This window comes from Sediminihabitans luteus (assembly GCF_002797595.1).
In the GTDB taxonomy this organism is placed as follows: domain Bacteria; phylum Actinomycetota; class Actinomycetes; order Actinomycetales; family Cellulomonadaceae; genus Paraoerskovia; species Paraoerskovia lutea.
The window spans coordinates 89,148-110,483 of sequence record NZ_PGFE01000006.1; the positions used below are offsets into that span (position 1 = coordinate 89,148).

A 21,336-nucleotide genomic window follows, 5' to 3' on the forward strand; every position below is an offset into this window, starting at 1 on the left:
GAAGGTGGGGGAGTGCGACACCGCGAGTTCTGGCTGCTGGTCGAGGAGGTCCTCGGCACCGGGTACGGGCGCGTCCTCGCGCACGACCTGTCCCTGACCGAGCTCGGGAGCCGGACGGCGGCGCAGGCCCTCGACGACGGCGTCGAGCCGCGCGTCGTCTGGCACGCGCTGTGCGACGCGATGGACGTGCCCGACGAGCGGCGCTGGGGACACGACCACCGCCGTCCTGCCCCGCCCCGGCGAGGTTCTGCGGCATCATGACCGCATGAGCGCAGCCGACCGCTGGATCGTCCCGACGGTGCGTGACCTTACGGGGGTCCTGTGGTCCCTGCTCGTGACCGCGCTCGGGGTCGGGGTCGCGCTGCTCGTCGTCCCGCGCACGGGGGCGGACGGCCCGCAGTGGGTCCTGCTCGTCGCGGCCGTCGTCGCCCTGGGCGACGCGCTCCTGCGCCCGCTCCTGCGTCTCGTCGCTGCCCGCGTCGGCGCGGTCGTCGCGATCGTGCTCGCCCTCGCCGCACAGCTCGTCGTGGCGCTCGCGGCCCTGCGCCTGCTGCCCGGGATCGACAGCGGCGGCTGGGGCCGCACGCTCGTGGTGCTGCTCGTCGCGGCCGTGGTCATGGCGGTCGGCCAGGCCCTCGTGGGGGCGGACGACGAGGAGTACGTCGTCGCGGACGTGCTGCGTCGCGCCCGCCGGGCCGAGCGGGCGCGCGTGCGGCGCGGCGGCGAAGGTGCCCCCGAGGGCGCACGCCCGGGCCTGCTCGTCGTGCAGCTCGACGGCGTCTCCCGCTCGACGTTCGACCACGCCGTGCAGGCCGGTCTCGTCCCGCACGTCGCGTCGTGGCTCGAGGCGGGCACGCACACCGCGGGGTCGTGGTGGGCGCGCGTGCCGTGCACGACCCCGGCCAGCCAGGCGGGCCTCCTGCACGGCGAGAGCCGCGAGGTGCCCGCGTTCCGCTGGTGGGACCGCGGCGAGCGCCGGCTCGTGGTCACGAACCGGCCGGCCGACGCGGCCCTGGTCGAGGCGCGGGTGTCGGACGGCGCGGGCCTCCTCGCGCACGACGGCGTCGCGGTCTCCACGATGTTCTCGGGCGACGCCCCCACGAGCCTGCTCGTGATGTCCCGCACCGCGGGCCGCGGCGGCCTCGGCCCGGGTCACCTGTTCGTGCACTTCTTCTCCTCGCCCTTCGTGCTCGCGCGCGCGATGGTCGGCACGGTCGGCGAGACCCTCAAGGAGTACTACCAGGGCTGGAAGCAGGCCGTGCGGGGCGTGCGGCCGCGCGTGCGGCGGCTCGGCTGGTTCCCCGTGCTGCGCGGTGTGTCCAACGTCGTGCTGCGCGACCTGAACGTCTCGCTCGTCGCCGAGCAGCTCGTGCACGGCGCGCCGGTCGTGTTCGTGGACCTCGTCGACTACGACGAGATCGCCCACCACGCGGGGCCGCTGCGCCCCGAGTCGCTGCGTGCGCTCGAGGGCCTCGACCGTGTCGTCGGGCTCTGGGAGCGCGTCGCGCAGGCCGCGCCCCGGGACTACCGGATCGTCGTGCTCTCGGACCACGGCCAGTCGCTCGGAGAGACGTTCGCGACCGTCGTCGGGCGGACGTTCGGCGAGGAGGTTCGACGGCTCGTGGCGGACGCGCCGGGCCCGGCGCCGTCCGACGTCCTGTCCGCCGACCTGGGGTCCGCCGAACTGCCGTCCGCCGACCTCGCTCCGGCCGCAGACGTCGCCGGGCGCCGTCCGAGGCCCGCGGACGACGAGGCCTGGGGTGCGGTCAACACCGCGCTCAACGCGTTCTCGCGCGCGCCCGAGGGGCGCGTCGTGGTCGGTCGGGAGAGCCGGCACCGGTCCGGGGACGCGGACGGCACCGAGGTCCCCGAGGTCGTGGTCGTCGGCTCGGGGAACCTCGGCCTCGTGTGGTTCCCCCGGCTCGACGCCCGGCCGCGCGGCGACGAGATCCGCGGCAGGTGGCCCCGGCTCCTGCCGGGCCTGCTCGCGAACCCGACCGTCGGCGTCGTGGTGACCCGCGAGGCCCCGACGCACGTCGAGCGCGGCGACGAGCCCGTCGACGTCGTCGCCCACGGACCCGCGGGTCGGCACAACCTGACCACGGGCGTCGTCGTCGGGGTCGACCCGCTCGCACGGTACGGCGCGCGCGCCGCGCCCGACCTGCTGCGCGCCGCGCACCTCGAGCACGCGGGCGACGTCCTGCTCGTCTCGGCGGTCGACGGCGCCGGGCTCGTGCACGCGTTCGAGGGCCTCGTCGGGTCGCACGGCGGGCTCGGCGGCGCGCAGAACGAGGCCCTGCTCGTGCGTCCGGTCGACCTCGAGGTGCCCGCCGCGCTGCTCGAGGACGTCGACGGCACGCCCATGCTCGTCGGCGCCGAGGCCGTGCACGAGCGGCTCGTCGCCTGGTCGCGCGAGCTCGGGCTGCGGCCGTGAGCGAGACGCTGCGGGTAACCTGGGTCGGGCACTCGACCGTCGTGATCGACGTCGCCGGCGTGCGGCTGGTCACCGACCCGCTCCTGCGCCGCCACGCCGGCCTGCTGCGACGCCGCGGCGGCGCGCCCTCCGGGGCCTGGCGGGGGAGCGACGCCGTCCTGCTCTCCCACCTGCACCTCGACCACGCCGAGGTCGCGTCGCTGCGCATGCTGCCCGACGCCCCCGTGCTCGCCGCGCCCGAGAACGTCCCGTGGCTCGAGCGCCACGGGCTGCGGGGCGTCGCGCTCGCCCCGGACGAGTGGACGAGCGTCGGCGACGCCACCGGCGCGGGTCGCGTCGAGGTGCGGTCCGTCCCGGCCGTGCACGGCGACCGACCCATGCCGCACCGGCCCAACGGGACGATCGGCCACCTCGTGCGCTGGAGCCGTGGCGACGACCGTGCGGTCGTGTGGGCCCTCGGCGACACCGAGGCCTACCCCGCGATGGCGGACGTCGCGGCGCTCGCGGGCGCGCCCGTCGACCTCGCGCTCGTGCCGGTCTCGGGGTGGGGCCCGCGGCTCTCGGGCGGGCACCTGGGCCCGGCGCAGGCCGCCCAGGTGTGCGCGGACGCGGGGGTGCGCGCCGCGGTGCCCGTGCACTGGGGGACGCTGCACGTGCCCGGCGGCCGGTGGCTGCCGCGCGGGTGGATGGACGTGCCCGGGCTCGCGTTCGGCGTCGCGCTCGCCGACCGGGCGCCGGGCTGCCGCCCGGTCGTGCTCGCGCCGGGGCAGGCGTGGGAGGTTCCCGTCGGGCGGTGACGTCACCTGCCCGTGCGGTCCCGTCGACGGGGCCGGGGCGCGACACGCCGCAGGTGCTCGTGGTCGAACACGTGTTCGGGTATCGTCGTGCACAGGAGCCGGTGAGGGGGGCTCCTCCACCGTGCGGGGCACGGCGGGCCCGCGTGTCGGTGGCCCGTCGTAGCGTCGGACACGACACAGGACAGCACGACTTCTCGGCACACGACGTGCCCCGTAGCAAAGGTGACCGACATGCCCGCACCGGCAGACCGCGAGAAGGCGCTCGAAGCAGCGCTCGCCCAGATCGACCGCAACTTCGGCAAGGGTTCCGTGATGCGTCTGGGCGACGAGGGGCGTGCCCCGGTCGACGTGATCCCCACGGGGTCGATCGCGCTCGACGTCGCGCTCGGGATCGGCGGACTCCCGCGCGGCCGCGTGGTCGAGATCTACGGCCCCGAGTCGAGCGGCAAGACGACCGTCGCCCTGCACGCGGTCGCGAGCGCGCAGCGTGCCGGCGGCATCGCCGCGTTCATCGACGCCGAGCACGCGCTCGACCCCGAGTACGCGAAGAAGCTCGGCGTCGACACCGACGCCTTGCTCGTCTCGCAGCCGGACACCGGCGAGCAGGCGCTCGAGATCATGGACATGCTGATCCGCTCGGGCGCGCTCGACATCATCGTCATCGACTCGGTCGCGGCGCTCGTGCCCAAGGCCGAGATCGAGGGCGAGATGGGCGACAGCCACGTCGGTCTCCAGGCGCGCCTGATGTCCCAGGCGCTGCGCAAGATCACCGGTGCGCTCAGCCAGTCCGGGACCACCGCGATCTTCATCAACCAGCTCCGCGAGAAGATCGGCGTGTTCTTCGGCTCGCCCGAGACCACGACCGGTGGCAAGGCGCTCAAGTTCTACGCCTCGGTCCGTATGGACATCCGCCGCATCGAGACCCTCAAGGAGGGCACGGACGCGGTCGGCAACCGGACCCGCGTCAAGGTCGTCAAGAACAAGATGGCGCCGCCGTTCAAGCAGGCCGAGTTCGACATCCTGTACGGCGTGGGCATCTCGCGCGAGGGCGGACTCATCGACATGGGCGTCGAGCACGGGTTCGTGCGCAAGTCCGGCTCGTGGTTCACCTACGGCGGCGACCAGCTCGGCCAGGGCAAGGAGAACTCGCGCGCGTTCCTGCGTGACAACCCGGACCTCGCGAACGAGCTCGAGAAGCGCATCAAGGAGAAGCTCGGCGTCGGTGCGAAGCTCGACGCACCGGCCGACGAGGTCGCCGCCGGCGCCACGCCCGCACCCGCGCCCGCGGCGGCTGCCCCTCCCGCGGCCAAGGGCCGTGCCACGAAGTCGGCGAAGGTCGACTTCTGATCCGGTCGAGCAGCGCTGAGGGCTCGCGGCCCGGTCGACGTGACCGGGCCGCGAGCCCTGCTCGCGACGGCGACGGCGACAGCGCCGTCAAGGTCACCGTCGACGCCGCCCTCGATCCCGCCGCTGAACCTGCCGCCGAGGACTCAGCCCGCACCGGCGGTGACGTGGAGCGCGGTCGGCGCCGCGCACCTCGGCCCACCGTCCGGGAGCGGCTCGAGGCGGGGGAGATCACCCTCGACGAGGCGACCGAGAAGGCCCGCGAGCACGTGCTGCGCTCGCTGACGGCGGCGCCACGCACGAGGGCGCAGCTGACCGAGTCGCTCGCGCGCAAGGACTACCCGCACGAGGTCGTCGACCCGCTGCTCGACCGTCTCGAGGAGGTCGGCCTGATCGACGACGCCGCCTACGCGGCGATGCTCGTGCGCACCCGGCACGCCGAGCGTGGCGCCTCGCGCCGCCTCCTCGCGCAGGAGCTGCGACGCAAGGGCATCGACGAGGGCACGGCCGCCGACGCCCTCGCGCAGGTCGACGACGACGACGAGCGCGAGGCCGCCCGCGAGCTCGCCGTGCGTCGCGTCGCACGCACGCGCGGGCTCGACCGGGACGTCCGGATCCGTCGGGCGGTCGGTGCGCTCGCGCGCAAGGGCTACGCGCCGGGGCTCGCGTTCGAGCTCGTGCGCGAGGCGCTGGATCGCGAGGCCTCCGACGACGGAGTCTCCGACGGCGAGCTGTTCGACGGGGAGCCATTCGACGCGTAGGCGTTTGACGGGTAGGCGTTCGACAGCGACGCGCTGGGCCCCGAGGAGTTCGACGGCGTGAACGTTCGACGGCGTGAACGTTCGACCGCGTGACGTTCGACCGCGTGACGTTCGACGGCGATATGCCCTGGACGCTCAGCCCAGGCGTGGTCCGGCGCCGTGCTCGTGCGGGTGGTCCGTGACGTCGGGGTCCCCGGCGGGAAGGTCCGCCTGGAGGGTCGACCCACCGCCCGCGGTGTTCTCGAGGCCCGCGGCGAAAGTCGTGGTCGACCCGGCGGTGCGAGAGCTCAGCGTGCGCGCGAGGAGCTCGGCGATCTTGGTGAGCGTGTAGTTGACGACGATGAAGATGACCGCCGCGACGGTGAGCGCCTGGAGGATGTTCACGTTCGCGGATCCCAGGCGGCGCGACTCCTGCAGCAGCTCGGTGTACGTGATGATGTAGCCGAGCGCGGAGTCCTTGAGCACCACGACGAGCTGGGACACGAGCGCGGGGAGCATCGCGACGAGGGCCTGCGGCACCTCGACCGAGCGCAACGACTGACCGCGCGTGAGACCCACGGCGAGCGCGGCCTCGCGCTGCCCGCTGGGCAGGCCGTGGACGCCGGAGCGCACGAGCTCCGCGACGACCGACCCGTTGTAGAGCACGAGCGCGAGCACGACGGCCCAGAACGGTGCGTCGGGCACGTTCTGCTGCGCCATGAGCAGCCAGAAGAAGATCATCATGAGCAGCACGGGCACGGCGCGGAAGAACTCGACGACGACGGTGCAGATCGCGCGGAGCCACCAGGCGTGCGCGACCCGTCCGATGCCGAGCAGGATCCCGAGCACGAGGGCTCCGACGATCGCGAGCGCGGCGGCGCGCAGCGTGTCCACGAGCCCGGGCAGCAGGTAGTTGGTCCACGCGTCGGCCGTGAAGATCGGCGCCCACTTGTCGGCGTCGAGCTGCCCTTCGGCGTCGAGCCGCATCAGGAGCAGGACGACGAGCGCGGCGACGAGGATCGCGGCGACGACGTTCCCGATCGCGATGCGTCGGCGGGCGACGGGGCCCGGGGCGTCGAACAGGACGCTGCGGCGGGCGCTCATCGGCGCACCGCCAGCCGGCGCGAGAGCGCGGTGGTCGCGACGCCGACGGGGATCACGAGGATCACGTACCCGATCGCGAAGGTCAGGAAGATCGCGTAGATCAGGCTCGAGTTGAACTCGATCATGTTCTTCATCAGGGTCGAGGTCTCCGTCGCGACGCCCGCTGCCGCGGCCACCGTCGAGTTCTTGATGAGGGCGATGAGCGTGTTGCCGAGCGGTGCGACCGCACCGCGGAACGCCTGGGGAAGGATCACGATGCGCGCCGCGGGCAGGAACGACAGCCCGATCGCGCGGGCCGCCTCGGCCTGGCCGAGGGGCACGGTGTTGACGCCGCTGCGGATCGCCTCGCACACGAACGCCGCGTGGTAGACGGCGAGGGCGACGACGGCGAGCCGGAAGAAGTTGCTCGCGAAGTCCTGCGAGAGCTCGAACTTGAGCTGGCCCCAGACCCCGAGGGTCATGAAGACCATGATGATCGTCAGGGGGGTGTTGCGGAAGATCGTCACGTACGCGGTGCCGACCCACGCGAGGCTCGGGATCGGCGAGATCCGCATGAGCGCCAGCACGGTGCCGATCACGAGCGCGAGCAGCGCCGCCCAGAACGTGAGCTGGATGTTGACCCAGAACGCGCCGAGCACGTCGTAGTTCTCGAACAGGGTGGCGAACTGGGAGAAGAAGTCACCCACGGGGTCAGGTCCTTCCTGGGCGTCTCGTGCGGCGGGCGGTCGCGGGCGGTGTCACGGCCGGGGGCGCCGTCCGACGCCCCCGGCACGCGATCACGCGCAGGCGTCGAGCTTCGGCGGGTTCTCGTCCCCGTTCGGGGTGTACCCGGTGCCCTCGGTGTTCGCCTTGATCGCGGCGTCCCACGAGCCGTCGTCGAACATCTCCTGCAGCGCGGTGTTGATGTCCTCGCACTTGTCGGAGTCCTTCGGGATCCCGACGCCGTACCGCTCGGTCGAGAACGGGTTGCCGACGACCTTGACCTTGCCCTGGTTGGCGGGCTGCGCGGCGAGGCCGGCGAGGATGATGTCGTCGGTCGTCACGGCGTCGACCTGACCGGCGACCAGGGTCGTGACGCACTCGGCGTACCCGGGCTGCTCGAGCAGGTTGACGTCCGCGGCCTGCTCGTCCTTGATGCGCTGGGCGGACGTCGAGCCGCTCACCGAGCACAGGTTCTTGCCGTTGAGCGAGTCGGGCCCGGTGATGTCGCTGTTGTCCTCGGCGACCAGGAGGTCCTGCCCGGCCACGAAGTACGGTCCGGCGAAGGAGACGGTCTCCTTGCGCTCGTCCGTGATCGAGTACGTCGCGAAGATCATGTCGACCTGGTTGGAGCTCAGGAGCGTCTCGCGCTGGGCGGAGGGCGCCTCCTTCCACTCGATCTGGTCGGCCGAGTAGCCGAGCTTCTCCGCGACGTACGTCGCGACGTCGACGTCGAAGCCCGTGTAGGTGTCGCCGTCCTTGAAGCCGAGCCCGGGCTGGTCGAACTTGATGCCGATGGTGATGGTGTCCCCGCCGCCGTCGGTCGAGCCCCCGTCACCGCCGTCGGAGTCGTCGCTGCAGGCGGTCAGGGACAGGGCGAGCACCGCTGCGCCCGCGAGGAGTGCCGTGGATCGTGTCCGCATGGTCGTTCCCTTCGTCGGTCGTGCTGGGTTCCGTGGGTGGGTCAGTGGGTGAGGATCTTCGACAGGAAGTCCTTGGCGCGGTCGCTGCGCGGGTTCGTGAAGAACTCCTCGGGCGTGGCCTGCTCGACGATCTGGCCGTCAGCCATGAACACGACGCGGTGCGCGGCCTTGCGCGCGAACCCCATCTCGTGGGTCACCACGATCATCGTCATGCCCTCGCGGGCGAGCTCGACCATGACGTCGAGGACCTCGTTGATCATCTCGGGGTCGAGGGCCGACGTCGGCTCGTCGAACAGCATGACCTTCGGGTGCATGGCCAGCGCGCGGGCGATCGCGACGCGCTGCTGCTGACCGCCCGAGAGCTGCGCGGGCATCTTCTCGGCCTGGTTCGCGACCCCGACGCGCTCGAGCAGCCCCATGGCCTCCTTGCGCGCCTCGGCGCGCGAGCGGCCGCGCACCTTGACGGGGCCGAGCGTCACGTTGTCGAGCACCGACTTGTGCGCGAACAGGTTGAACGACTGGAACACCATGCCGACCTCGGAGCGCAGCCGCGCGAGCGCCCGCCCCTCGGCGGGCAGCGGCTGCCCGTCGACCGTGATCTCGCCCTCGTCGATGGTCTCGAGCCGGTTGATCGCCCGGCACAGCGTCGACTTGCCCGAGCCGGACGGGCCGATGACGACGAGCACCTCGCCGGGCGCGACCGCCAGGTCGATGTCGCGCAGCACGTGCAGGTCGCCGAAGTGCTTCTGCACGCCCGTCAGGCGCACCACGGGCTCGGCGTCGGTGTCGGGCCGGTGGTCGACGGCCCGCTCGTGCGGGGCGCCCTGGCCGGTCGGTGGAGTGGTCGGGTCCGCAGCAGCGGTCGGGTCGGTGCGAGGGTCCTCCATCTGTCGAACCTAGGGTGCGACGGTGATGTACGCCACCGACCGGTGTAACGGTCTGGCAACGGCTGTGACCTGCGGCGTCCCCCCGGAGGGCGGGCGGACGCCGCCGGGCGGCGTCCGGCGTGGCCGGGACGGGGCCTAAACTGGGGGCGATGTCCACTCCGCTCGCCCCCGCCGCGCCCTCGACCGTCACCACGGCTGCGCCCTCGACCGTGACCCGCACGTACGCCGTGCGCACGCTGGGCTGCCAGATGAACGTCCACGACTCCGAGCACATGGCCGGCATGCTCGAGCAGGCCGGGTACACCAAGGCCTCGGCGGCCGACGCCGCGGCCGACCGCGCCGACGTCGTCGTCATCAACACGTGCGCGGTGCGCGAGAACGCCGCGAACAAGCTCTACGGCAACCTCGGGCGCCTCGCGTCGGTCAAGGCCGAGCGGCCCGGCATGCAGATCGCCGTCGGGGGGTGCCTCGCGCAGAAGGACCGCGGCACGATCGTCTCCAAGGCCCCGTGGGTCGACGTGGTGTTCGGCACGCACAACCTCGACGCGCTGCCCGTGCTGCTCGAGCGCGCGCGCCACAACGAGGCCGCGCAGGTCGAGATCGCGGAGACGCTCCAGGTGTTCCCCTCGACGCTGCCCACGCGGCGCGAGTCGGTCTACGCCGGGTGGGTCTCGATCAGCGTCGGCTGCAACAACACGTGCACCTTCTGCATCGTGCCGCACCTGCGCGGCAAGGAGCGCGACCGGCGCCCGGGGGCGGTGCTCGCCGAGGTCGAGGCGCTCGTCGCGCAGGGCGCGGTCGAGGTCACCCTGCTCGGGCAGAACGTGAACTCCTACGGCGTCGAGTTCGGCGACCGCGGCGCGTTCGCGAAGCTCCTGCGGGCGTGCGGCACGATCGACGGGCTCGAGCGCGTGCGGTTCACGTCCCCGCACCCCGCGGCGTTCACCGACGACGTGATCGCCGCGATGGCCGAGACCCCGAACGTCATGCCGCAGCTGCACATGCCGCTGCAGTCCGGCTCGGACCGCGTGCTGCGCGCGATGCGGCGCTCGTACCGCTCCGACAAGTTCCTCGGGATCCTCGAGCGGGTGCGGGCCGCGATGCCCGACGCGTCGATCACGACCGACCTCATCGTCGGGTTCCCGGGCGAGACCGAGGAGGACTTCGCCGAGACGCTGCGCGTCGTCGAGGAGTCGCGGTTCTCGAGCGCCTTCACGTTCCAGTACTCCCCGCGCCCCGGCACGCCCGCCTTCGACCTGCCCGAGCTGCCGAAGGAGGTCGTGCAGGAGCGCTTCGAGCGGCTCCTCGCGCTCCAGGACCGCGTCTCGGGGCAGGAGTCCGCGCGGCAGGTCGGGCGCACCGTCCAGGTGCTCGTGACCGAGGGCGCCGGCCGCAAGGACGGCGCGACGCACCGGCTCACCGGTCGGGCCGAGGACAACCGCCTCGTGCACCTCGCGGTACCCGCACCCGTCGCCGCGACGCTCGCGACGACGTCCGAGGTCCCCGTCGAGGGCGACCCCCGCCTCGCGGACGACCTCGCCGCGGACGTCCCTCGCCCCGGCGACGTCGTCACGGTGCAGGTCACGCAGTCGGCGCCGTACCACCTGATCGCCGACTCGGCGCTCGCGGGCGGGGAGTACCGGGTGCGCCGCACGCGCTCGGGCGACGCCTGGGCGGCGCGCGAGGTCGCCCGGCTCGGCGGCGGGGACGACCACGGGCACGGCGCGCCCGCCGCGCCGGGGCCGGTCGTGCTCGGGCTGCCGACGCTGCGGGCCTGACCAGTCGCGGGCCCGACGGCGCGCCGCGCGCCGCCGTCAGTCCGTCGGCAGTGGCCCGAGCAACCGGTCGACCGACCGGAACAGCCCGATCGCCGACGACAGGCCCGTCGTGACCACGTCGGCGAGCTGCGCGTCCGTGACGCCGTGCTCGAGGTCGACGCTGATCTCGGCGTACAGAGAGAGCACGCCGTCGTCGGTGTCCTCGCGCACGTACGCCGTGGGCCACACCGCGTCCCGGTTCCAGTCGTTGATCGCCCGCAGGACGAGCCCGCGGTGCTCGCCCGGCAGCGTGCGCGACCAGCGCCCCCGCACGCAGAGGATCTCCTGACGTTCGCCGAGCAGGAGGAACCACATGCGGTGCCCGTCCCACGTCCCCGTGAGCTCGCCGTCGCCGCTGCGGTAGTGGTAGCCGCGCCGGGTGAGGTCGTCGCCGACGCGCGCCGCCGTCAGGGGGGACGGCACGTCGAGCGCGGGCGCGGGGCGTTCGCCGCCGCCGCGCAGCGAGTCCAGGAGCCGCGAGATCCAGCGGGTCGGTGTCCGGCTCACGGCGCGCTCCCGGCGGGGTCGGGGTAGACGTCGTCGACGGTGTCGAAGAACGCTGTCGAGGTGTGCAGCGCGACCCCCACGAGCTGGTCGAGCTGGTCGTCGGTCACGCCGTGGTGCAGAGGGACGGTCACGCGCGCGAACACGTGCACGGCGCCGGTGTCGAGCACGCGGGCGAAGGCGCGCGGCCACAGCCGGCTCGCGTTCCACTCGTTGCACAGCTCGAGGACCTCCGCGAGGCGCTCGATCGCGATCACCCGGTTCCACTCGCCGCGCACCTCGAGCACGTCGCGCTCGTCTCCGAGGGTCAGCACCGCGAAGCGGCGCTGCCGCCAGAGCCAGCCGAGGTCGCCGTCCGAGTCGACGAAGTGGTGGAGGCCGACCTCCTTGGCCCAGTCCACGAGCCGCGCCTGGCTCAGAGGCCGGGGGATCGCGTCGTCCGGGTCGTCGAGCGCCCCGGCCGCGAGCTCGCGCAGCAGGACCTCCTCGACGGTCGACCGGAGCGCGGCGTCGTCGGTCCCGGCCCTGTCGTGCTCGAGCCCGTCGTGCCCGCTCGCGCGGGACCCGTCGTCCGGTCCGTGCCGTCCTCTGCCGAAGAGCCTCACGTCGACAACACTACCCGCGCCCGCCGACGCTGCTCCTCGGCTAGGTTGGCCACGTGCCCGACCACGCCACCCCGCCGTCCGCGTCGGCCGCCGCCGCCGGGCCGACGTCCACCCTCCCCGACGTGACCACCGTCCTCGACGTGACCACCGACCCCGACGTGACAGCAGCGCCCGACACGGTTGTGTCCACGACGGCAGCGGTGCCCATCACGGGAACGGCGACCCTCGTGCCCTGGTACGTCGTCGTCCCCGCGACACCCCTGCTCGTCCCCGGCGCGGCGGGACGGGCCGACCCGGCGGCGTCCGCCCGCGCGCTCGTGGCGTCGATCCTGCGGGCGGCGCCCCCGGGTCCGGTGCTGGTGGTCGCGGACGCCGCGTGGTCCGGGCCCGTCGTCCCCGTGCCGGACGTCGGCGCGCTGGGTCTGGTCCCACCGCCGGGCCAGACCCCGGCGGGCTCGACCCCGTCGGGCCAGACCCTGTCGGGCTCGACCGCGCGCCCGCGCGGGGAGCGCGCGCCCGGGGTCGCCGCGACCGTCGCGCTGGTGCTGCTCGACGCAGCCGGCCGCGAGGAGCGGGACGCGGTCGAGGTCGTGACCGAGCAGGACGTCGTCGCCGCGCTGACCGCGCGCCCGGGCGTCGTCCTCGTCCTCGTCGCGGACGACGGCGGCCCGGCCGCCCGCGTCGTCGGGCGGCTGGCACAGCGGGCGGGTCAGGTACGCACCGCGCGCCGCGCCGGGCAGGACGCGATCACGAGCCGCGGTGCCCGCGATTCCCACGACATCGGCAGTGCGGACGACACCGAACTCCTTCACGCGAGCGACGGCGGCCACGCGAGTGATGGCGGCCACGCGACCGGACGCGGCGGCGAGGGCTTCCCACTCGACGTCGAGGTGTGGGCGCCCAGCACCCCGGGGAGGACCCCGGAGGCTCCCGACGCTGCCCCGCCAGGTACGGTCGTGCCGTGATCATCGCAGTCGTCGGCCCGACCGCCACGGGCAAGTCCGACCTCGCCCTCGACCTCGCGCAGGCGCTCGCCCCCGCCGAGATCGTCAACGCCGACGCCTACCAGACCTACCGCGGCATGGACGTCGGCACGGCCAAGGTGCCCTTCGACGAGCGTCGTGGCATCGAGCACCACCTGCTCGACGTGCTCGACCCGGCGCAGGACTCCTCGGTCGCCGACTACCAGCGCGACGCCCGGGCGGTGGTCGCGGACGTGCAGGCCCGGGGCGCGCGCGCCGTCGTGGTCGGCGGGTCCGGGCTGTACGTGCGCGCCCTGCTCGACCACATGGACTTCCCCGGGACCGACCCGGCGGTCCGCGCGGCACTCGAGCAGCGCGCCGAGGACGAGGGCCTGCACGTGCTTTTCGCTGAGCTCGAGGCCGCCGACCCGGACGCCGCCCGCTCGATCGGGCCACGCAACGCCCGCCGGGTCGTGCGCGCGCTCGAGGTCATCGCCCTGACCGGGCAGCCCTACACCGCGAACCTGCCGAGGCAGGAGTACGTGACACCGGCGGTGCAGATCGGGCTCGACTGCGACCGCGAGACCCTCGACGCGCGCGTCGCCTCACGCGTGGCGCGCATGTGGGACGAGGGGCTCGTCGACGAGGTCGCGGCGCTGCGCGGCCGGCTCGGGCGCACCGCGGCGCGGGCGGTCGGTTACGCCGAGGTGCTCGAGCTCCTCGACGGCGCGTGCACGCCCGAGCAGGCGCGCGACGCCGTGACCGCCAACACGCGGCGCCTGGCCCGCAAGCAGATGGGCTGGTTCGGGCGCGACCCGCGCGTGCACTGGCTCGACGCGCAGTCGCCGACCCTCCTGGCCGACGCCCTCGCGATCGTCGCCGCGGCCGACGAGGGGCGCCTGGTCGAGCGCACCGCGACAGGTCCCGTGCGCCGTAGTCTGGGCTCATGACGACATCCGGCGCCACGAGCCCCGACGCCACGATCTCCGACGGCACGATCTCTGACGGCACGACCGCGCCGCGCACGCTCGCGTTCACCAAGGGCCACGGCACCCACAACGACTTCGTGCTCGTCGACGACCGGGACGGCGTGCTCGACCTCGGCCCCGCCGCCGTGCGGGCGCTCGCGGACCGCCGGGGCGGCATCGGCGCCGACGGCGTGATCCGGCTCGCGCCGAGCGCCGCGCTGCCCGAGGGGCGTGCACTGCTCGAGAGCGAGCCCGCGGCGCGCTGGTTCATGGACTACCGCAACGGCGACGGCTCGGTCGCCGAGATGTGCGGCAACGGCGTGCGCGTGTTCGCGGCCTTCGCCGAGTCCCTCGGCCTCGCCGACCTCGGTGCGGGCGAGCTCGTGCTCGGCACGCGCGCCGGGGTGCGCCGCGTGCGCAAGGAGCCTGACGGCTGGTACGCGGTCGACATGGGTCGATGGACCTTCCCGGGCGGTGACGCCGCGGTCGCGGCAGGCCTCGACGCGAGCGTGCAGGTGCGCGGCTGGACAGGTGCGCGGCCCGCGCTCAGCGTCGACCTGGGCAACCCGCACACCGTCGTGGCCCTCGGTACCGACGACGAGCTCGACGCGCTCGACCTGACCGTCGCCCCCGACGTCCGCCCGGTGCCCCCGCACGGGACCAACGTCGAGCTCGTGGTCCCGCTCGGGGAGTCCGTCGACGAGCACGGCACCTCGGTCGGGCGCGTGCGCATGCGCGTGCACGAGCGTGGCGTGGGCGAGACCCGGTCGTGCGGCACGGGCGCGTGCGCCGCCGCACTCGCCGTGCGCGCGTGGGCGGGTGGGGGAGCGCCCGACGTCTGGTTCGTCGAGGTCCCCGGCGGGACGGTCCGCGTCACCGCGCTCGCGGACGGGCACGTCGAGCTCGCCGGACCGGCCGAGCTCGTCTTCGCGGGGACGTTCCCGCTGGTCGACGGTTCGCGCTGACGCCGCACTCCGACGTCGCGTCGTGTCGCCGCGTCCTGACCGCGCGGCGCGGCGGGACCGTCAGCGGGTCGGGACGACCTCGAGCACCCGGAACCCCTTGGCGCTCGCGAGCTTCGCGGTCGCGAGCCCGTCGAGGTTCTCGTTCATCCAGCGTGCCAGGGAGTCCGCACCGAGGTTGCGCTGCACCACCAGGTACGCCGCGCCGTCGGGCATGAGCCGGGGGAGCCAGTGCCGCAGCATGTCGTGCAGCACGTCCTTGCCCACGCGGATCGGCGGGTTGGACCAGATCGTGTCGAACCGGACGTCGCCCGGGACGTCCTCGGGGCGGACGGCGCGCACGCCGTCGGCGCCCAGGCGCGCGGCGTTGCGCCGCGTGAGGTCGAGCGAACGCTCGTTGACGTCGACCGCCCACACCCGGGCCTCGGGGGCGCGGCGGGCGAGGGTGAGCGCGACCGGACCCCAGCCGCAGCCCAGGTCGAGGACCTCCCGGGCCGCGCCGTCCGCCCGTGAGCCCGACGGCGGAGCGGGCACCGAACGCAGCAGCACCTGGGTGCCGAGGTCGAGCCGGCCGGGGGAGAAGATCCCCGAGGCGACCTCGACCCTCACGTCGTCGCCGTCGAGCCGCACGTCGATCTCGCGCCGCTCGGCGGCCGAGGCCGGCTCGGCCGTGAAGTAGTGGTCGTTGCGTGCCTCGGTCTCGTCCACGAGGTCGGATCCTACCGTCGGGCGCTGCGCCCTGAGCGATCACGGGCCCCCGGGCCGGGAAAACGGTGGCCCCGGGACGAATTCCCGTGCCACGCTTGTTGTCTGAGAGTCGGGGCGGCGTGGCCGTGCCCGGCACCGCGACGCGAACCGCGCGCCGCGACCCGGCACGAGAGGCACCCATGACGCAGACCCCGGCGAACGACACCCCGCACGACCTGGACACCCAGGGCACGGAGCGTGACATCGCCGGCGACGTCGTCGCCCGGGTCCTCGCCCGTGCCGGCACCGCGCGCGCCGAGGGCGGCACGGTCCACACCGCGCACGACGGCGAGCAGATCGACCTCGCCGAGCGTGCCGCGCTGCGGCGCGTCGCGGGCCTCTCGACCGAGCTCGAGGACGTCACCGAGGTCGAGTACCGGCAGCTGCGGCTCGAGCGCGTCGTGCTCGTGGGCCTCTGGTACGGCAGCGCGACCGACGCGGAGGTCTCGCTGCGCGAGCTCGCCGCGCTCGCCGAGACCGCCGGCTCCCAGGTGCTCGACGGCCTGCTGCAGCGACGCCAGAAGCCCGACCCGGGCACGTTCCTCGGCTCGGGCAAGGCCGCCGAGCTCGCCGGGATCGTCGCGGCGACGGGCGCCGACACGGTCGTCATCGACTCCGAGCTCGCTCCCTCGCAGCGCCGCGCGCTCGAGGACATCGTCAAGGTCAAGGTCGTCGACCGCACCGCGCTGATCCTCGACATCTTCGCGCAGCACGCCAAGTCCCGGGAGGGCAAGGCGCAGGTCGAGCTCGCGCAGCTCGAGTACCTGCTCCCGCGGCTTCGCGGGTGGGGCGAGTCGATGTCGCGGCAGGCCGGTGGGCAGGTCGGCGGCGCCGGGGCGGGCATGGGCTCGCGCGGTCCCGGCGAGACGAAGATCGAGCTCGACCGTCGACGGATCCGCAACCGCATGGCCAAGCTGCGGCGCGAGATCGCCGCGATGGCCCCCGCCCGCGCGACCAAGCGCGCGTCGCGCCACCGCGGCGCGATCCCCTCGGTCGCGATCGCCGGGTACACCAACGCGGGCAAGTCCTCGCTGCTCAACGCGCTCACCGGGGCGGGCGTGCTCGTCGAGAACGCGCTCTTCGCGACCCTCGACCCGACGATCCGGCGGGCGCAGACCGAGGACGGGCGCGTCTACACGCTCGCCGACACGGTCGGGTTCGTGCGCCACCTGCCGCACCAGCTCGTCGAGGCGTTCCGCTCGACGCTCGAGGAGGTAGGCGAGGCCGACCTGCTGCTGCACGTGGTCGACGTCTCGCACCCCGACCCCGAGGGGCAGATCGCGGCGGTGCGTGAGGTGCTCGCCGACGTCCCGGGCGCGAGCGACGTGCCCGAGGTGATCGTGCTCAACAAGGCCGACGTCGCCGACCCCGAGGTCGTCGCGCGCGTCCGGCTCAAGGAGCGCCGCACGATCCTCGTCTCGGCGCACACCGGGCTCGGCATCGACAGCCTGCTCGAGCTCGTCACCGCCGAGCTGCCGCGGCCCGCGGTCGAGATCGACCTCGTCGTGCCGTACTCGCGCGGCGACCTCGTGCACCGTGTGCACGAGTCGGGCGAGATCACGCACGAGGAGCACACCGGGGCGGGCACGCTGCTGCGCGGGCGCGTCGACGAGACGCTCGCGGCCGAGCTGGCGGCGGTCGCCGTCGGCTGACCCGGGTCCCGCGCGGGCCCACGCGGTCCCACGCGGGACCGTCGCTGGGGGCGTCCGTGGAGAACCTTCCTGCAGGACCGTCGTGCAGGACCGTCGTGCAGGACCTTCGTGCAGGACCTTCGTGCAGGACCTCGTGCGGGAGCTTCGTGCCTGGTCCCCGGGCGGGACGTCCGCGGCGGCGTCCGCGCGTTAGCGTCCACAGGACCGGGTGCGGCGGTCCGACCGTCGCACCCGACCCGTAGGATCGTCCGGTGGACGCGCCGAGCACCGACCAGACCCCTGCGGGACCCGGCGACGGGGTCGCCACCGACGACGCGACCGCCGAGATCGAGGCGATGCTCGACGCAGCCGTGGGCGTGCTGGGCGGTCGTCGCCGCGACGGGCAGGCCCGCATGGCGCGCGCCGTGCACGAGGCGGTCGACTCGGGGGAGCACCTGCTCGTGCAGGCCGGCACGGGGACGGGAAAGTCCCTCGGCTACCTCGTGCCCGCGGTGCGCCACGCGGTGACGGCCGACGAGCGCGTCGTGGTCTCGACCGCGACCCTCGCGCTGCAGCGTCAGGTCATCACGCGCGACCTCCCTCTCGTGGTCGAGGCGGTCGCCCCGATGCTGCCGCGCCGTCCGGAGATCGCGCTGCTCAAGGGCTGGCACAACTACGCGTGCGCGCACAAGGTCGCCGGCGGCTACCCCGACGAGGAGCCCACGCTGTTCGACATGCCCGGCGCCGAGCACGCGGGAGCCGCCGACCACCCGCGCGAGTCGCGGTCGGACGACGCGTCGCTGGGTGCGCAGGTCGTGCGCGCCCGCGAGTGGGCCGCCACGACCGACACGGGAGACCGGGACGACCTCGTCCCCGGCGTCTCGGACAAGGCGTGGCGTCAGATCTCCGTGACGGCGCTCGAGTGCCTGGGTCAGCGCTGCCCGATGCTCGACGGCTGCTTCCCCGAGGCCGCGCGTGCCACCGCCCGCGAGGCGGACGTCGTGGTGACCAACCACGCCATGCTCGGCATCGCCGCCTCGGGCTCGCCCGTGGTGCTGCCCGAGCACTCCGTGGTCGTGGTCGACGAGGCGCACGAGCTCAGCGACCGGGTCACGGCCGCCGCGACGGTCGACCTGTCGGTCCCCACGATCGAGCACGCGGCGCGTCTCGCCCGTCGGCACGGGGGCGTCGCGACCGACGACCTCGACGCGGCGTCCAGGCTCCTGGGCACCATGCTCCAGCAGCTCCCCGCCGAGCGGTTCCCCGCGGGGCTGCCCGACGAGGCGCGGGTCGTCGTCGCCGCGGTGCGGGACGCGGCACGGACGCTGGTGAGCGCGCTCAAGCCGGACACGTCGCCCGGTGCCCAGCCCGAGCCCGGGGTCAAGATGGCGCAGGCCGCGATGCTCGCGCTCGTCGAGATCGCCGAGCGCATGGCGGCCGACCCCACGGGCCACGACGTCCTGTGGTGCACGCACCCCAGCGAGTCGTGGGGCCAGGACACCACGACGCGCCTGCACGCGGCCCCGTTGGCCGTCAACGGGCTGATCCGCGAGAACCTGCTCGCGGAGCGTACGGGCGTGCTCACCTCGGCGACCCTCGCGCTCGGCGGCAGCTTCGAGCACGTCGCTCGGACCGTCGGCCTCGGTGGCGACGAGGGCGGCGCGTGGGAGGCGATGGACGTCGGCAGCCCCTTCGACTACCCGCGTCAGGGAATCCTCTACGTCGCCAAGCACCTGCCGACCCCGGGCAGGGAGGCCGCCACCGAGGGGCAGCTCGACGAGATCGAGTCGCTCGTGCGCGCCGCCGGTGGCAGGACGCTCGGGCTGTTCTCGTCGCGACGTGCCGCGCAGGCGGCGGCCGAGGCGATGCGCGAACGGCTCGACGTCCCGGTCCTGTGCCAGGGCGACGACCAGCTGCCGACGCTCGTCGCGCAGTTCGCGGAGGACCCCGAGACGTGCCTGTTCGGCACGCTCTCGCTCTGGCAGGGCGTCGACGTCCCGGGCCCGAGCTGCCAGCTCGTGCTCATCGACCGGATCCCGTTCCCGCGCCCGGACGACCCGGTCAAGTCGGCGCGCGCCCGCGTGATCGAGCAGTCCGGCGGCAACGGGTTCATGCAGGTCTCGGCCGCGCACGCCGCGCTCCTGCTCGCCCAGGGGGCCGGGCGCCTCGTCCGCTCGGTCGACGACCGCGGCGTGGTCGCGGTGCTCGACCCGCGGCTCGAGACGGCCCGGTACGGGCAGTTCCTCGCACGGTCGATGCCACCGTTCTGGCGAACCACCGACAGGCCGACGGTCCTGGCCGCCCTCGCGAGGCTCGCGGCCCTAGGCTGACGGCCAGACAGTCGAACCCCTGGAGGACCAGTGAACGCCCCCGTCGCCGCACCGCCCGCGTCCAGCCGCAGCACGACCAAGCTCGCGATCGTGGGTGCGGGCGCCGTCGGGTCGACCATGGCGTACGCGGCGCTCATGCGCGGCGCTGCGCGGACCGTGGCGCTGCTCGACATCAACCGTGCGAAGGTCCAGGCCGAGGTCCTCGACCTGCGGCACGGGCTCGAGTTCATGCCTCCCGCGACGGTCGAGGGGTCCGACGACGTCGCCGTGTGCGCGGGCGCCGACGTGGTCGTCTTCACGGCCGGGGCCAAGCAGAAGCCCGGGCAGAGCCGGCTCGACCTCGCCGAGTCGACCATCGGACTGGTGCGGACTATCCTCCCGGGGCTGCTCGACGTCGCCCCGGACGCGACGTACGTCATGGTGACGAACCCCGTCGACATCGTGACGTACGCGGCCCTCAAGGTCTCCGGCCTGCCACCGCACCAGCTCTTCGGCTCGGGCACGGTGCTCGACTCGTCGCGGCTGCGTCACCTCGTCGCCGAGCACTGCGGCGTCGCGGTCCAGAACGTGCACGCCTACATCGCGGGCGAGCACGGCGACTCCGAGATCCCGCTGTGGTCGAGCGCGTCGATCGGCGGCGTCCCCCTGCTCGAGTGGCAGGGGAGGCCCGGGTTCGGCCCCCTCACCGCCTCGGTGCGCGAGGCGATCGCGCACGACGTCGTCCGCTCCGCCTACACGATCATCGAGGGCAAGGGGGCGACGAACTACGCGGTCGGCCTCGCCGGGTCACGGATCGTCGAGGCGATCCTCGGCGACGAGCGCCGCGTGCTCCCGGTCTCGACGCTGCTCGAGAACTTCTACGGGATCGACGACGTGTGCCTGTCGGTGCCGGCGCTCGTGGACCGTCGTGGCTGCGACGGTCGCATCGACGTGCCGCTCTCGAACGACGAGTACGACGGGCTCAAGCGGTCGGCGACCGCGCTCAAGGAGGCGGCTCGCGGGTTCGGCTTCTGACCGGTCGGTGCCGGTCACCGCGGCCGGCGGTCGCGGTGACCTCGCGTCACAGGCTCCGCAGCACGCTCACGACACGCCCGAGCACCTGCGCGTCGTCACCTGCGATGGGTGAGTAGGCGTCGTTGCGCGGGACGAGCCACACGTGGCCGTCCTGGCGCTGGAACACCTTGACCGTCGCGTCGCCGTCGATCATCGCAGCGACGATCTCGCCGTTCTCCGCGACGGGCTGACGGCGCACGACGACCCAGTCGCCGTCGCAGATCGCCGCGTCGAGCATCGAGTCGCCGACGACCTTGAGCAGGAACAGCTCGCCGTCCCCGACGAGCTGGCGGGGCAGCGGGAAGACGTCCTCCACGAGCTGCTCGGCGAGGATCGGGCCACCGGCGGCGATCCGACCCACCACGGGCACGTACGACGCCGCAGGACGCTCCGGCGTGCCCAGGTCGTCGACGCGAGCGGCCCGCTCCTCGGCGGGCGGTGCGGTGCGGCCCGGACGGACCACCTCGATGGCGCGGGGACGGTTCGGGTCGCGGCGCAGGAAGCCCTTGCGCTCGAGCGTCGTGAGCTGGTGCTTCACGCTCGACGGGCTCGTGAGGCCGACCGCGAGGCCGATCTCTCGCATGCTCGGCGGGTAGCCGCGGGCCGCGATCGAGGACTCGATCGTCTCGAGCACGAGGCGCTGCCGCTGCGTGAGCGCATCGTCGCCGTGCGCCGGCAGGGTGTGCACCTCTGCGAGCTCTGCCGTTCCGTCTGCCCGTCGAGCCATCGTGGTCTCCTGGTCGTCGCCGCTGCGCTCGTCCTCGATCGTGCCGGGGCGGCCACCGCGTCGTCCGCCACGACCTCCGTCGTCAGCGTCCTTCGCGGCTGC

General features: G+C 74.0%; 20 protein-coding genes. 12 read left to right on the forward strand and 8 right to left on the reverse strand.

Features of this window, described 5'->3' with window-relative positions; all coding sequences use genetic code 11:
- The first annotated feature begins 12 nt into the window (after nt 1–12).
- The 5 genes from CLV28_RS14180 to CLV28_RS14200 all read left to right on the forward strand — a co-directional run bounded on the left by CLV28_RS14180 (nt 13) and on the right by CLV28_RS14200 (nt 5,336).
- Nucleotides 13–261, forward strand: a complete 249-nt coding sequence (locus CLV28_RS14180) for a DUF3046 domain-containing protein (RefSeq protein WP_100423991.1) — start codon at nt 13–15, stop codon at nt 259–261.
- Nucleotides 262–265: 4 nt separating this feature from the next.
- Nucleotides 266–2,434 (forward strand): alkaline phosphatase family protein, encoded by a 2,169-nt coding sequence (locus CLV28_RS14185; RefSeq protein ID WP_100423992.1) that lies wholly within the window; start codon nt 266–268, stop codon nt 2,432–2,434.
- A complete protein-coding gene (locus CLV28_RS14190) occupies nt 2,431–3,231 on the forward strand; it encodes an MBL fold metallo-hydrolase (RefSeq protein WP_239073246.1) in 801 nt (266 codons plus the stop codon). Before CLV28_RS14185 ends, CLV28_RS14190 begins: the two co-directional genes overlap by 4 nt.
- Nucleotides 3,232–3,462: 231 nt before the next feature.
- Complete coding sequence (recA, locus tag CLV28_RS14195; protein ID WP_100424077.1) at nt 3,463–4,578, forward strand: recombinase RecA; 1,116 nt, start codon at nt 3,463–3,465, stop codon at nt 4,576–4,578.
- Nucleotides 4,579–4,742: 164 nt separating this feature from the next.
- Entirely contained in the window at nt 4,743–5,336 is a 594-nt protein-coding gene (locus CLV28_RS14200; protein WP_100423993.1) for a regulatory protein RecX, read from the forward strand.
- Between the two features lie 135 nt (nt 5,337–5,471).
- Here the strand turns inward: CLV28_RS14200 and CLV28_RS14205 are convergent, their stop codons facing one another.
- From CLV28_RS14205 to CLV28_RS14220, 4 genes are all read right to left on the reverse strand, one after another.
- Nucleotides 5,472–6,419, reverse strand: coding sequence for an amino acid ABC transporter permease (locus CLV28_RS14205; protein WP_100423994.1), 948 nt, complete (start codon nt 6,417–6,419; stop codon nt 5,472–5,474).
- On the reverse strand, nt 6,416–7,105 hold the full coding sequence (locus tag CLV28_RS14210) for an amino acid ABC transporter permease (RefSeq protein WP_100423995.1): 690 nt from the start codon (nt 7,103–7,105) through the stop codon (nt 6,416–6,418). Before CLV28_RS14210 ends, CLV28_RS14205 begins: the two co-directional genes overlap by 4 nt.
- A gap of 90 nt (nt 7,106–7,195) precedes the next feature.
- A complete protein-coding gene (locus CLV28_RS14215) occupies nt 7,196–8,041 on the reverse strand; it encodes a glutamate ABC transporter substrate-binding protein (RefSeq protein ID WP_100423996.1) in 846 nt (281 codons plus the stop codon).
- Between the two features lie 41 nt (nt 8,042–8,082).
- Nucleotides 8,083–8,811: an amino acid ABC transporter ATP-binding protein gene (locus tag CLV28_RS14220; RefSeq protein WP_203968187.1), complete on the reverse strand. Its 729-nt coding sequence runs from the start codon at nt 8,809–8,811 to the stop codon at nt 8,083–8,085.
- A gap of 266 nt (nt 8,812–9,077) precedes the next feature.
- On the opposite strand from CLV28_RS14220, the gene miaB reads away from it, so the two are divergent.
- Nucleotides 9,078–10,706 carry a tRNA (N6-isopentenyl adenosine(37)-C2)-methylthiotransferase MiaB gene (miaB, locus tag CLV28_RS14225; RefSeq protein WP_100423998.1) on the forward strand — a complete coding sequence of 543 codons (1,629 nt, stop codon included), beginning with the start codon at nt 9,078–9,080 and terminating at the stop codon, nt 10,704–10,706.
- Between the two features lie 36 nt (nt 10,707–10,742).
- Here the strand turns inward: miaB and CLV28_RS14230 are convergent, their stop codons facing one another.
- Together CLV28_RS14230 and CLV28_RS14235 are read right to left on the reverse strand one after the other, a co-directional pair.
- Entirely contained in the window at nt 10,743–11,252 is a 510-nt protein-coding gene (locus CLV28_RS14230; RefSeq protein ID WP_100423999.1) for a type III secretion system chaperone family protein, read from the reverse strand.
- The gene (locus CLV28_RS14235) at nt 11,249–11,854 is read right to left on the reverse strand and encodes a type III secretion system chaperone family protein (protein WP_239073247.1); all 606 of its coding nucleotides are present in this window, start codon (nt 11,852–11,854) and stop codon (nt 11,249–11,251) included. The genes CLV28_RS14230 and CLV28_RS14235 overlap by 4 nt, the downstream gene beginning before the upstream one ends.
- A 53-nt stretch (nt 11,855–11,907) precedes the next feature.
- Between CLV28_RS14235 and CLV28_RS14240 the strand changes: the two genes are divergently transcribed.
- From CLV28_RS14240 to dapF, 3 genes are read left to right on the forward strand one after another with little or no spacing between them, the layout of a single operon-like run.
- Nucleotides 11,908–12,819 (forward strand): hypothetical protein, encoded by a 912-nt coding sequence (locus CLV28_RS14240; RefSeq protein WP_100424000.1) that lies wholly within the window; start codon nt 11,908–11,910, stop codon nt 12,817–12,819.
- The gene (miaA, locus tag CLV28_RS14245; protein WP_100424001.1) at nt 12,816–13,766 is read left to right on the forward strand and encodes a tRNA (adenosine(37)-N6)-dimethylallyltransferase MiaA; all 951 of its coding nucleotides are present in this window, start codon (nt 12,816–12,818) and stop codon (nt 13,764–13,766) included. Before CLV28_RS14240 ends, miaA begins: the two co-directional genes overlap by 4 nt.
- Nucleotides 13,763–14,749 (forward strand): diaminopimelate epimerase, encoded by a 987-nt coding sequence (gene dapF, locus CLV28_RS14250; protein ID WP_100424002.1) that lies wholly within the window; start codon nt 13,763–13,765, stop codon nt 14,747–14,749. The genes miaA and dapF overlap by 4 nt, the downstream gene beginning before the upstream one ends.
- 60 nt (nt 14,750–14,809) lie before the next feature.
- Here dapF and CLV28_RS14255 read toward each other — a convergent pair whose 3' ends face one another.
- Nucleotides 14,810–15,454, reverse strand: coding sequence for a class I SAM-dependent methyltransferase (locus CLV28_RS14255; RefSeq protein ID WP_100424003.1), 645 nt, complete (start codon nt 15,452–15,454; stop codon nt 14,810–14,812).
- 179 nt (nt 15,455–15,633) lie between these two features.
- Between CLV28_RS14255 and hflX the strand changes: the two genes are divergently transcribed.
- The 3 genes from hflX (at nt 15,634) to CLV28_RS14270 (ending at nt 20,468) form a co-directional block, all read left to right on the forward strand.
- On the forward strand, nt 15,634–17,145 hold the full coding sequence (gene hflX / locus CLV28_RS14260) for a GTPase HflX (protein WP_100424004.1): 1,512 nt from the start codon (nt 15,634–15,636) through the stop codon (nt 17,143–17,145).
- 335 nt (nt 17,146–17,480) lie between these two features.
- The gene (locus CLV28_RS14265; RefSeq protein WP_100424079.1) at nt 17,481–19,454 is read left to right on the forward strand and encodes an ATP-dependent DNA helicase; all 1,974 of its coding nucleotides are present in this window, start codon (nt 17,481–17,483) and stop codon (nt 19,452–19,454) included.
- Between the two features lie 30 nt (nt 19,455–19,484).
- Entirely contained in the window at nt 19,485–20,468 is a 984-nt protein-coding gene (locus CLV28_RS14270; RefSeq protein ID WP_239073248.1) for an L-lactate dehydrogenase, read from the forward strand.
- A 46-nt stretch (nt 20,469–20,514) separates the two neighbouring features.
- Here CLV28_RS14270 and lexA read toward each other — a convergent pair whose 3' ends face one another.
- On the reverse strand, nt 20,515–21,234 hold the full coding sequence (gene lexA, locus CLV28_RS14275) for a transcriptional repressor LexA (RefSeq protein ID WP_100424005.1): 720 nt from the start codon (nt 21,232–21,234) through the stop codon (nt 20,515–20,517).
- Nucleotides 21,235–21,336 lie beyond the last annotated feature (102 nt).